Source organism: Paraburkholderia sp. BL27I4N3 (genome assembly GCF_003386115.1).
GTDB lineage: Bacteria > Pseudomonadota > Gammaproteobacteria > Burkholderiales > Burkholderiaceae > Paraburkholderia.
In genome coordinates, this window is the sequence record NZ_QREJ01000001.1 from 6,782,607 (window position 1) to 6,794,865 (window position 12,259).

Below are 12,259 nucleotides of genomic sequence, written 5' to 3' on the forward strand. Positions count from 1 at the left end.
TTTCTTCGTTCAATGGCGATGCGGGTTATACGCTGCGGCGGCGGTATCGGATGCGCGCGGCGCGCCCGCTAGTCCTTGTCGCCCGGCGAGGCGAAGCCCGGCTTGCCCAACTGATCCGGCCGCTGCGGCACACGCCTGAAACGCGACGTGTCGTAGCCCATCGCATCGAGCCGCGCAAGCAAGGCCCGATACGTGTCGTCGCTCATGTCCGGTTCACGCGAAAAAATCCAGCCGAGGTTTTTGCCTGGGTAGCCGAGGATCGTGTAGCGATAGTCGGGATCGACATAAAGCGTCAGTTGCGTCACGTGGATGGGCCAGAACAACTGCACGCTCCACTCGCCGCCGTCTTTGCCGGGCACGGGCGTGTCGAGAAACTGGTAATGCTTTTCCTCGGCGTCGAAGCTCTTCTTGCGGCCGTAGTACGAATCGTCGATCTTGCCGTCCTGGCGCAGTGTCCATTCGGCGCGGCTCGCCACCATGTCGCGCTCGGCGAAGTACGGAATGTTCGCGATGATGTACCAGCGGCCCATATAGCGCGGCAAGTCGACGGGCACGGTGGAGAGCGGCTCGCTCGCACGCGGGTTGGGATTGGGCGGATCGTTGGAACAGGCCGCGAGCGATAGCAGCAGCAGCGACGCCATAGCAGTGGCGGCGGCAGTGGCAATGGCATAGACAACTCGGCGCATGGCGGCGGCCTCGAACGTGTGGCGGCAATAAACGTATTACGTTCGACAGGGCTGTCTGGATGCGTGCTGCGCCCGTGAGTCGGCACGGCTGATTCGCGTCACGACACAAAGCCACCCGCAAACGGTGCTCGCCGACAAGTTCGCGCACGCGCGACCGTTGCGGTGCTCTAGCCGTCCAGGCGGTCACACCTGAACTGCACGCTTTAACAACGCTACCGACCGACCCGCTGCTCAGCAACGCTTTACGCCGGGCTTACAAGCGGCGCGAGCCGGTTAGCGTTATCGTGTCCGCAACGCCTGCTCACACGTCAGTTCCGTCATGTCGATCCGCTTCAACGCCCCATTCACCGCCTTGCTTGCCGCCGCCCTCTTCGGCGCGACGACACCGGTCGCCAAGGCGCTGCTCGGCTCGCTCTCGCCGTTCCTGCTTGCCGGACTGTTCTACCTCGGCAGCGGCTGCGGCCTTGCCGCGGTGATGCTCGCGCGCCGGCTGAAAGGCGGCGGCGGGCAGCCGGCCAGCCACAGCCCTTTCCCTTTCCGCGAAATCCCTTGGCTGGCGGGCGCGATCGCGGCCGGCGGCGTCGCAGGACCCGCTTTATTGATGCTGGGTTTGCAAACGACACCGGCCGCCACCGGGTCGCTGCTGCTGAATCTGGAAGGCGTATTCACCGCGCTGATCGCGTGGATCGTGTTTCGCGAGAACGTCGACGTGCAGGTATTCCTCGGCATGGCCGCGATTGTCGCGGGCGGCGTGGCGCTGTCCTGGCATCCAGGCGCGGCGGGATTGCCGCCGGGCACGCTGCTGCTGGCCGGCGCCTGCGCGTGCTGGGCCGTGGACAACAATCTCACGCGCAAGGTGTCGGCGCACGACGCGATGTTCATTGCCTGCATAAAAGGGCTAGTGGCCGGTGCGGTCAATGTGGCGCTCGCGCTCACCCTCGGCGCCGCATGGCCGAAGCTCTCGACTGTCGCGCTCGCCATGCTCACCGGCTTTGCCGGCTACGGCGTGAGTCTGGTGCTGTTCGTGGTCGCGCTGCGCAATCTCGGCACCGCGCGGACCGGCGCTTATTTCTCGGTTGCGCCGCTATTCGGCGTGACCCTGTCATGGCTGCTATGGCCGGAACTGCCGCAGCCGCTCTTCTGGGTCGCCGCCGTCTTGATGACGCTCGGCGTGTGGCTGCATATTCGCGAACGTCATGAACATCCGCACACGCACGATCCGCTCGAACACTCGCATCGTCACCGGCACGACGCGCATCACCAGCACGAGCATGATTTCGCATGGGACGGCGACGAGCCGCATACCCATCCGCACCGCCATGCACCCATGACGCACGCACATGCGCATTTCCCGGACATCCATCACCGGCACACGCATTGATTTTTGGCTCGGCCACGCTGCGCGGGCATTCGCTGCATCGCAAGACAAAAATCTTTCTGAAAAAAAATCAGGCGATAGGTCGATTCAATTGGCATCGCCGCGCATCGCATCCTGTAATGAAACTCCTGTCGTACACGTGCCACCGTTTGACCCGCCTGCACCTTTGGAGATATCTATGTCGCAGCCCGAGCCCAATGTAGACGAATTAGTGAAAAGCATCGCCGAGGAAACGGACACGCCGGCGGAAGCCGTTTCGAAGATGTACGCGGATACCTTGGCCAGCTATCGGCACGACGCGCGCGTATTCGACTACGTGCCGCTCTTTGCCGCGAAAAAAGTACGCAACCAGCTTCGCGACAATTCGAATCGCAAACACTGATACGGCGGCGCGCGGAGACCACCGCCTGCTGAATCGTTTATTCGCCTCGACCGACCCGCGCGAAAATTCACATAACGCGCACTGAATTTTTTCCCGCTGATAGACTCTGGCCCAGAACCATCGACTCGGGGGAGTTGGCATGCGGGTAACAATCGTAGGCGCGGGCATCGCCGGTTTGAGCACGGCATGGTCGCTCTCGAAACAGGGACATGACATCACATTAATCGAGCAGGGCTCGATTCCAAATCCACTCGCCGCGTCGGGCGACCGGCATCGCATGATTCGTCGCGCATACGGCGATGCAGACGGTTATGCGCGAAACATCGAAGAGGCGTTCGATAGCTGGGACCTGCTATGGAACGATCTCGGCGTATCCCATTACGCAAATTGCGGAGTGCTCGGCATTTCGCAATTCGCAGGCGATGGCGCCGAACAGTTCCGCACTGGTCTCGACCGGATGGGATTCAAGTACGAACGGCTCGAACCGCTCGAGGCAGCGGCACGCTATCCGTTTCTCGACCCGTCCACGTTTCGTTACGCTTACCTCGATCACGACGGCGGCGCACTATTCAGCGAACGCATTGCGCGCGACATGAAGGCGTGGCTCAAGATGCGCGGTGCCGACATTCGCGTGCACACCAAGGTGCACGCGGTCGATCCGAAGACCGCTTCCGTGCGACTCGAAAATGACGAGATCGTGCGCGCCGACCGGCTCGTAGTCACCGCGGGCGCGTGGACGCCGCAACTGTTTCCCGCGCTTACCGAAAACCTCATGACGTATCGCAACACCGTTGCTTATCTGGAACCGCCTGTAGATCTGGAAGACGCGTGGTCGAAGGCGCCCGCGATCGTCGACATCGGCGGCGCGAGCGACGGCTATGTGCTCCCGCCGCTCGACGGCATTGGTCTGAAGTTTGGCGCGGGCATCAATAAATCGCTCACGCCGGATCCCGATGCGAATCGCGTCGCGGCGCCCGGTGAGGGCGACCGTTTGCGGCGACTGTTTTCGCCGCCGTTTAGCCGGATCGACGAATATACGGTATCCGAAGTAAAAACGTGCGCGTACACGTTCACGGCGGATAAGCGGTTCTTTTCGAAGCGCATCGGCAACACGTTGGTCGTATCGGCTTGCTCCGGACACGGCTACAAATTCGGCGCAGCGGTAGGACGGCGAATCGCGGAGACGCTGGAGACCGACGACGACGCCACGCTCACGCGCTGGCTCAGAGCCGAGACGGTCTGAACGGTTGCTTTTACTCGTACGTAACGATGGTTGACGCCAACGCATTGTTTATCCCGCAGCAGGACGGCATCGACGAAACCGCGATGACGCTTGCCGCGCTCGCCTGCATCGACGGTTTTACCGCCTGCTTCAACGCACGCGATCTCGACGGCATGGACGCGCATTTGCATTTTCCGCACGTCATTCTTTCGGGCGAACAACTGGTGATCTGGGAACGGCCGGGCCAATTGCCCGCCGCCTTCTTCGACGATCTGACGCGCGATACCGGCTGGCATCACACCGCGTATCAGGAAAAGCACGCTGTGCTGGTGAGCCCGCGCAAAGTGCACCTGCGTGTGGTGTATTCGCGCAACCGCGCAGACGGTTCGATCATCACGCTGCATCGCAATGTGTGGATCGTGACGTGGCAGGACGGGCGCTGGGGTATCAAGCAGCGTTCGTACTGAGTGCGGTCTGCTATCCATTTGCATAGGGGCTGCTGCGGCACCGCGCTCCACATTCGACATCAACAGCCCATCGTCCACTCGTGGCTCCATATTCCGGCCGTACTGTGGAGCTAACAATGGTGCGTCGAATTTCTTATGCTGACGGATTGGCAGTCTTCACTCAACAAGGAACCGCATATGTCCGATCCGATTCAGATTCGCCTCGTCGTCCCCGCTGACTTCGACGCATGGCTACCGCTCTGGGACGCTTACAACGCGTTCTACGGCCGCTCGGGCGAAACCGCGTTGCCGCGCGAGATTACGCAAATTACGTGGGAACGTTTCTTCGATGGCTACGAGCCGATGCATGCGATGGTCGCCGAACGTAACGGCCAGTTGCTCGGCCTGGTGCATTTCCTGTATCACCGTCACACGACGATGAAAGGACCGATCTGCTACCTGCAAGACCTGTACACGCTCGACAGCGAGCGCGGCAAGGGCGCCGGCCGCGCGTTGATCGAAGCGGTATATGAGCGCGCCAAAGCCGATGGTTCGCAACGCGTTTACTGGCAGACCCACGAAACGAATCAGACGGCGATGAAGCTCTACGACAAGGTTGCGGATCGCTCAGGCTTCGTGGTGTATCGCAAAGCGTTGTGATGCCGCGCAGCGGGCTTGCGTAGCACGCATGCCGCTCGCTTTGCCGTACCGCGCGCCCAACGCGGCGCGTCGCCTACTTATCTCCGACCTTTCGCGCGGCCACCATGCGCCGCGCATTGTCCAGTTCGAGTGTCGCCGCCTTCCAGACCCGCGCCGCTCAAGTTTTGCGTGCGGTCTGCCGTTATCGCCATTGGACGGAGCTACACCCGGCTCCATGCGGTTCATCGGCGAAAACTTGGGCGATCTCCTCATGGAGGGGCGCAAACGAATCGGACACTGTACATGCCTTCGATCATCGGCATCGATCTTGGAACCACCCACAGTCTCGTGGCAATCTGGCGCGACGACCGCGCCGTGCTCATTCCGAACGCATTAGGCGAGACGCTCACGCCGTCGTGCGTCTCCATCGACGACGATGGCTCCATTCTCGTCGGCCGACCGGCTCATGACCGCTTGCATACGCATCCCGAGCGCACCGCCGCCAACTTCAAGCGCTATATGGGCACAAGCCGCGCCGTGCCGCTCGGCACGCAAACGCTGCGTCCCGAAGAGTTGTCCTCGCTGGTGCTCAAGTCGTTGAAGGCCGATGCCGAAGCCTTTCTCGGCGCACCGATCAGCGACGCCGTGATCGCCGTGCCCGCTTATTTCAGCGACGCGCAACGCAAAGCCACGCGCATCGCCGGCGAACTCGCCGGCCTGAATGTACTACGCCTCGTCAACGAACCGACCGCCGCCTCGCTTGCGTACGGCGTGCATCAACGCGATAGCGAGCGCAAGTTTCTGATCTTCGATCTGGGCGGCGGCACCTTCGACGTCTCCGTGCTCGACTTCTTCGAAGGCGTGATGGAAGTGCGCGCCAGCACCGGCGACAATTTTCTGGGCGGTGAAGACTTCACCGACGCATTGGTCGAGTTTTTCTGCCAGCACAACGGCCTCAAGCTCCAATCGCTCGCGCCGATTGCCGCGCAACGGCTGCATCAACAGGCCGAACGTGCGAAACGTCAGCTGACGCAGAACGGCGTTGGCAGTGTCACGCTTGAACTTTCGATCGGCGACCGTGAGCACGCGCTCGAACTCGATGCGGCCGCCGCGGAGCGTACTTGCGAGCATTTGCTGCAGCGACTGCGCAAACCGGTGGAACGCGCATTGCGCGATTCGAAAATCGCCGTCGCCGCGCTCGATGAAATCATTTTGGTCGGTGGTGCGTCGCGCATGCCGATGGTCCGCAAGCTGGTCTCGAAGATGTTCGGCCGCCTGCCCGCCGGACATCTGAATCCGGACGAAGTGGTCGCGCTCGGCGCGGCGGTACAGGCCGGGCTTGTCGGGCGCGACGCCGGACTCGACGAAATGGTGTTGACCGATGTCGCGCCCTACAGCCTCGGTATCGACACGGCCATGCAGGTCGGCCCGGCTCAGTTCGTGCCGGGTCATTTTCTGCCGATCATCGAACGCAATACGATCGTGCCGGTGAGCCGTATGCAGCGCATTTTCACGGTGCGCGACCGTCAGCAGATGCTCAGCATCAAGGTGTTTCAGGGCGAAGCGCGCTTGACCGCGGATAACGTCGCGCTGGGCAAATTCACGCTCGAAGTGCCGCTCAAAGCAGCGGGCGAAGCTGGCGCGGATGTGCGTTTCACCTACGACATCAACGGTGTGCTGGAAGTCGAAGCCACGGCGTTTCCGGACGGCGTAAAGCGCGCGATGGTGATCGAAGAAAACCCCGGCGTGATGACGCCGGAAGAAATCCGCCAGCGTCTCGCGGCGTTGAGCGCGCTGAAGATTCACCCTCGCGATCAACTCGAGAACCGGACGCTGTTGACGCGCGCCGACCGCGTCTATGAAGAAACACTCGGCGACCATCGGCAATATCTGGCGGCGCATATCGCTCGCTTCCAGGCGCTGATCGAGCGCCAGAATACCGATGAAATCGCGCAGGCGCGCGGTGAACTGAGCGCGCTGCTGGATCGATTCGATGTACACGTGACTTACTGAGCAGCCATGAATACGATCTCGAACAATCAATGGCCCTGGGACGTGCTCGGCATCGAGTCGAGTGCCGATGAGCGTGCGGTGCGTCGCGCTTATGCACGGCTGTTGAAACAACAACGTCCGGATGAAGATGCTGAAGCATTTCAGCGTCTGCGGTACGCGTATGAATCCGCGTTGCAGATGGCGAGCGGCGCGGTCGCGAAGGCAGCAATAGCGGAGCCGACAGCGAACGTCTCCGGGGCCGAACCCGCCGTTTTGATTGCAAACACGCGCGAGCCCGCAACCGGGCCGGCGACGTCCCACGTGATGGTCGACGCTTCGGAAATCGAAGCCGCTACCCCCGAACCCGACGCCTTTGGAACCGCCGTCCAACTCTGGCACAACTTCATCGCGCAAGCGGACGATCTCAAGTCGCGCCGTTCGCTGCAGGACTTGTTCGCCGCGGTCGTCAACATTGCGACGCGCGACGAACTCGAATGGCAGGCGCTGTGTCATTGTCTGAACGAGGACACGCCCGCCGCGCTGCGCATGAACCTGAGCGCAGTGCTCGGCTGGCGGGACAACTCGACACATTTGCGGCGTCGCAACGCGGCCATCGCCACGCTCGCCTTGAACCGCGTGTTCGCCGATGAAGACTACGACGCGCTGCGTCTGCGCTTCACGAACGCAATGGCATTGCTCGAAGGTCCGCTGCCGCAAATGACGGCCGGCGCGCGTGCATTGCTTCGGGCCGGCGCGCGTGCCGAGATGGAGCAGTTGTTGACTGCTCTCGGCCGCTACCATCCGAATGTTGTACGGCTGCGGCTCGATGCCGAGAAAGTCGATTTCTGGGGACGTTGCCTCAAATTCCGCATCGGCGCGGGCCGTCTGTTTGGTCCGGCGCTCGCGTTGAACGCGTGGTGCGGTTTGCTGTTCGCCGACGCGTCGCTGAACCCCAACGGCAACCGGTGGTTCGATCAGTGGTCGCCCGCTCAGTTGGGCATTTTCCTGTCGACGCTGATGCTTGCCTTGATCACGGTCGCCGCCACGACCGTGCTGCTGTCCGAGCCGCAGCAACAGCGGCTGCGGGCGTTGCGCTCGATCGGCTGGCTGCGGTATGGCTGGATTCCGGTGTGGCTTGGCGCGACCGCCTTTGCATTGTGCGAGGACGGCAGCGGCCGTTCGACATCAATAGCGATGGTCACGTTGGGCGTCTGTACAATCTGGGCCGCGTTGATTCACGGCTGGCCGCCCGTCAAAGAACTCGCGATACTGGCCGCATTCAGCGCGACGGCGTTGGGTTTTGCGGGTCATTGGATCGCGATGGATCCGCGTGCGTGGCCGATGCCTTATGCGCACGGTGTGCTGTTCGCGTTCTTCATTTCGCTTTCGCAAGCGGAATGGCGCGGTTGGATCGCGCGGCAGCGGCGGTTGTTTTGGGCTTGCGTGCCTTTGTGGTTCGCAGGATTCGTAGCGTTGATCGTGCTGCTGTTGCAACAGGATGTGCGTGCGACGCAGTTCGCGTGGGCGTTGTTTGCGGTGATGGCGGCCACGGGCGGCGTGCTGGCGACGACGCGTTGGAATGATTTGCGCAATGCGATACCGGCGTTTTTTCGTGGGTATGCGAACCTTGTGTGGATGGCGCTGGCGATTTATAAGCCGGATATCATCGCTTGTGTGAGTGCGGGGTTGATGAGTATCTGGGTTATTGAGGGGATCAGGCAACGGCGGGAAACGCGACAGGCAACGCGGTAAACGCGCTACAAAAACAAAGGGGCACACCACCCAGTGCGCCCCTCGTCTCCCAGCTAATTGCGGCACTACGACATCAACCGCCCACCAAACTCGAACCGCACGAAATTCTCAAGCCTCGAGCTGCTCCAGCACCTTCCCCTTGGTCTCAATCCCAAGAAAGTGCACCGCCACCGCCGCAAGAAACGGCACGGCCGCGAGAATATAAAACGCCACCTGCAAATTGCCGCCGACCATCGTCTTCGACACGATAGCCGGCGCGAAGATCGCCGCCACCTTCAGCCACGCGCCGCCGACGCCGCAGCCCATCGCGCGGATACTCGTCGGATACAACTCCGGCGTATAGACATAAGCCGTGATGAACCCGCAAGCGAGGAAGCCCAGCGAAAATGCGCAGCACGTCGCCACGACATACACCGACGAATCGTGGAACACACCCGCCAGTAGCAGCGAAATCGCACACGCAACAAACGAGAGATTGATGATCGGCTTGCGTCCCACCTTGTCGACCAGCAATGCGCAAGTGAGCGAGCCCACCACGCCGAGCACCGAAGCGGCCACCGCAAGATTCAACGCGAGTTGCAGCGGCGCGTGATAAATCGTGCGGTAAATCGTCGGCAGCCACGTCGAAAGGCCGTATTGAATGAAGCCGCAGGTAATCCACAACATGGCCACGGCCAGCGTGCGCTTCAGGTACGCCGGACCAAACAGGTCGCCCATGCGGCGCTTCGGATGGCGATTGGCCATCGCTTCAAATTCAGTCGTGTGAGTGACCGGCGGCAGCGGACCTTTGACCGAACGCTCGAACACATGCACCGCAGCGTCCGCGTCAGCCATCTGTTCACGTTCAGCAAGCCAGCGCGGCGATTCCGGCACGAGTTTGCGCAGCACGAAGAACAGAATCAACGGCATGCCGCCGATAAAGTACATGGCTTGCCAGCCGAAACGCGGCACGATCCACGCACCCAACGCATTCGAAGCAAGCAGGCCGACCGGGAAAACGATTTCATACAACAGCACGAAACGGCCACGGCCATGCGCACGGCTGATCTCGTTGATGTAAGTCGCGGCCACCGGCAACTCGCCGCCGAGTCCGAGCCCTTGAATCACGCGCAACACGACGAAGGCTGCGAACGTCGGCGCAAAACCGCAAGCAATGCTGGTGATGCCGATGATCCCCGAACTCAGCGCGATCGCCTTCACGCGCCCCTTGCGCTCCGCATACCACGGGAAAACGAACGCGCCGATCAGTTGCCCGACCGAACCGGAGCCGATCAGAAAGCCGATTTCCCACGGCGTGAGATGCCACTTCGCGATCAGGATCGGCAACGTGGCCGCGATGGCGATCACGTCGAAGCCGTCGAAGAACGTCGCGAGACCGATCAGTATGCGCGCGCGCACCTGCATCGCATTCTTGGGCAAGCGCTCCAGACGCGCGATGATCGAGCCCCGGGTCACAGGGCCTGAGACACCGGCGCTGCTGCGGTCCCCCATGGTGTTGTCGATGGTTCTCATGCCGTTGTGCCGTCCGTAGATGTGGTTAGGCAAGTGCCGTTGAGGCGTCGGTCAGGGTGGCAAGGTCGATGGTCCGGCCTTGGTTCATCCATTTGCGCGACAGTTTCAGTTCGCGCGGCGTATTGATGGCGATCACGCCGCGAATCGCGCTGTCTTCCAGATGAAACAGCGTGGCGCGCTTGCCGGGCAAATCGCCGCGTACAGCCAGTTGCGCATCGCCCGGAATGTCGCCGAGAATCTGCAGATTGACGTCGTACTGATCGGACCAGAACCACGGAATGTCCGCATACGGTTCGAAGGTGCCGAGCAATGCTTTCGCGGCGGCAATCGCCTGGTTCTGCGCATTGGCCCAAGATTCGAGCCGCACACGGCGCTTGAGCCACGCGCTCGGATGATTGGCGACGTCGCCGCACGCGAAAATGCGCGGGTCGTCGGTGGCGCCGAAATGATCGACCACGATGCCGTCTTCCACCTTCACGCCCGCCGCTTCCGCCAGCGCCGTGTGCGGCGTAAGCCCGATGCCGGCCACGGCGAAATCGGCGTCGAGCGTCGAGCCGTCCGCAAACGTGGCGCGAATGCAATTGGCGTCGTTCGGATGATCCGTGAGCGATACGAGCGAAGCATTCAAACGCACGTCGACGCCGTTCGCGCGATGCAGATCGAGCAGGAAGCTGGACACCATCGGCGGCAGCGAACGTGCGCACAGACGCGGCGCGCCTTCCACTACTGTTGCATCCACTCCGAGCTTGCGCGCGGTCGCCGCGACTTCGAGACCGATCCAGCCGCCGCCCACCACCAGCACGCGCTTGCTGGCGCGCAGCCGTTCACCCAGAGCGACGGCTTCGTCGAGCGTACGCAGGTAAGCAATGTGCGAGGTCTTCACAAGCGACTCCGGCAGCTTGCGCGCCGCGCCGCCCGTGGCGATCACCAGTCGGTCGTATTGCACTTCGCGGCCCGACTGCGTGCGCACGATGCGCTGTTCGCGATCGATCGAAGTCGCGCAATCCGGTTGCCATGCTTCGATATTCAGCGCCTCGAAGTCGTCGGGCTTTACGAGCCGCACGGTATCGATATCCGCTTCACCCGCGAGCACCGCTTTCGACAGCGGCGGGCGTTCGTACGGCAGATGCACTTCGTCGGCGATCATCACGAGGCGGCCGTCGAAGCCTTCCTTGCGCAAGGTCTTCACGACCCAGCCGGCCGCCTGGCCGCCGCCAATCACGACGATCGTGCGCGGTGCCTCCAGTCCGGCATGGGCGGCTTGCGCCTTTGCAGCAGCAGCGTCAGTCATTTTTCCGCTCCGTCATGAACTTGCCTTCCGGCGCCTGCGCGTTTTTCTGGCGTCGCGTATTGCCGTCGATACCGCCGTCGATCGCCCATTCGGCGAACACGGTCGGACCCGGCTCGAAATCGCGCGGCTGCCATTCGGGCGTGAGCTGGTCTTCGTCGGCGTAATACTCGATCAAGCCGCCTGCCGGATTCTGGAAATACCAGAAGTAAGCCGACGACACCGGATGACGCCCCGGCCCGAGTTGCGTGTCCCAGCCGCAGCGGCTGATATGCATGCCTCCGCCGAACACTTCATGAATATCGCGCACGGTGAACGCGACGTGATTCAGGCCGCGCTTACCGTTGGGCAAGGCCAGCAGGAAAATGTCGTGATGGCCGCCGTGCGGCGCGCAGCGCATGAACGCGCCACGGCCCGGATAACGGTCCGACATTTCGAAGCCGAGCAGTTCCTGATAGAACTTTTCCTGCTCGGCGAGTTTGTTCGTGAAGAACACCACGTGGCCTACTTCGACCGGTTCGGCACGTTCATAAATCGGCGAAGGCTGGTCGACGCGCAGCGTCTGGCCCCACACGTTCGACGGCGAGCCGTGAATGTCGAGCGCGCGCTTGCGGGTCACTTCGACGCGAATCGCCATGCCGTTCGGGTCGATGCAGCCGACGGCGTCGTCGGTTTCGAAATGGCCCGGCTGACCGGCGAAGCGGCCGCGCAGTTCGTCGAGTTCGGCTTTCGTGGCCACGCCCCACGTCACTTCGCGCAGCGTCGGGCCTTCTTCGAAAGCGGGCGGCAGCGAAGGATCATTCGCATTCACAGCGAGAATCGTGCAGCCGTTCAGCGTTTCGAAACGCGCCTGGGTTTCGTCGTGCGCGACTTCCTTCAAGCCCCAGTCGGCGAAAAAGCGGCGACAGGTGGCCAGATCCGTCACGCCGTAAATAATCTGTTCAATGCCGAGAATCGTCATA

At 62.1% G+C, this 12,259-nt stretch carries 11 protein-coding genes; 7 read left to right on the plus strand and 4 right to left on the minus strand.

The features are described 5' to 3' along the window. Positions 1 to 68: 68 nt before the first annotated feature. Entirely contained in the window at positions 69 to 686 is a 618-nt protein-coding gene (locus B0G71_RS30855; RefSeq protein WP_116146537.1) for a lipocalin family protein, read from the minus strand. A gap of 319 nt (positions 687 to 1,005) precedes the next feature. Here B0G71_RS30855 and B0G71_RS30860 point away from each other — a divergent pair, with 319 nt between their 5' ends. The 7 genes from B0G71_RS30860 to B0G71_RS30890 all read left to right on the plus strand — a co-directional run bounded on the left by B0G71_RS30860 (position 1,006) and on the right by B0G71_RS30890 (position 8,497). Next, a complete protein-coding gene (locus B0G71_RS30860) occupies positions 1,006 to 2,067 on the plus strand; it encodes a DMT family transporter (protein WP_116146539.1) in 1,062 nt (353 codons plus the stop codon). A 175-nt stretch (positions 2,068 to 2,242) separates the two neighbouring features. Further along, positions 2,243 to 2,446: a DUF3562 domain-containing protein gene (locus B0G71_RS30865; RefSeq protein WP_116146540.1), complete on the plus strand. Its 204-nt coding sequence runs from the start codon at positions 2,243 to 2,245 to the stop codon at positions 2,444 to 2,446. Between the two features lie 139 nt (positions 2,447 to 2,585). Then, on the plus strand, positions 2,586 to 3,689 hold the full coding sequence (locus B0G71_RS30870; RefSeq protein ID WP_116146542.1) for an FAD-binding oxidoreductase: 1,104 nt from the start codon (positions 2,586 to 2,588) through the stop codon (positions 3,687 to 3,689). A 26-nt stretch (positions 3,690 to 3,715) separates the two neighbouring features. Beyond that, positions 3,716 to 4,135, plus strand: a complete 420-nt coding sequence (locus B0G71_RS30875) for a hypothetical protein (RefSeq protein WP_116146543.1) — start codon at positions 3,716 to 3,718, stop codon at positions 4,133 to 4,135. Positions 4,136 to 4,312: 177 nt separating this feature from the next. Beyond that, a complete protein-coding gene (locus tag B0G71_RS30880; RefSeq protein ID WP_116149023.1) occupies positions 4,313 to 4,774 on the plus strand; it encodes a GNAT family N-acetyltransferase in 462 nt (153 codons plus the stop codon). 282 nt (positions 4,775 to 5,056) lie between these two features. Beyond that, the gene (locus B0G71_RS30885) at positions 5,057 to 6,766 is read left to right on the plus strand and encodes a molecular chaperone HscC (RefSeq protein ID WP_116146545.1); all 1,710 of its coding nucleotides are present in this window, start codon (positions 5,057 to 5,059) and stop codon (positions 6,764 to 6,766) included. A gap of 6 nt (positions 6,767 to 6,772) precedes the next feature. After that, positions 6,773 to 8,497: a J domain-containing protein gene (locus B0G71_RS30890; protein WP_116146546.1), complete on the plus strand. Its 1,725-nt coding sequence runs from the start codon at positions 6,773 to 6,775 to the stop codon at positions 8,495 to 8,497. A gap of 108 nt (positions 8,498 to 8,605) precedes the next feature. Here the strand turns inward: B0G71_RS30890 and B0G71_RS30895 are convergent, their stop codons facing one another. The 3 genes from B0G71_RS30895 to B0G71_RS30905 are packed head-to-tail and all read right to left on the minus strand — an operon-like array spanning position 8,606 to position 12,258. Then, entirely contained in the window at positions 8,606 to 10,009 is a 1,404-nt protein-coding gene (locus tag B0G71_RS30895; protein ID WP_116146548.1) for an MFS transporter, read from the minus strand. 25 nt (positions 10,010 to 10,034) lie between these two features. Further along, a complete protein-coding gene (locus B0G71_RS30900) occupies positions 10,035 to 11,300 on the minus strand; it encodes an NAD(P)/FAD-dependent oxidoreductase (RefSeq protein ID WP_116146549.1) in 1,266 nt (421 codons plus the stop codon). Then, a complete protein-coding gene (locus tag B0G71_RS30905) occupies positions 11,293 to 12,258 on the minus strand; it encodes a VOC family protein (RefSeq protein WP_116146551.1) in 966 nt (321 codons plus the stop codon). Before B0G71_RS30905 ends, B0G71_RS30900 begins: the two co-directional genes overlap by 8 nt. Position 12,259 lies beyond the last annotated feature (1 nt).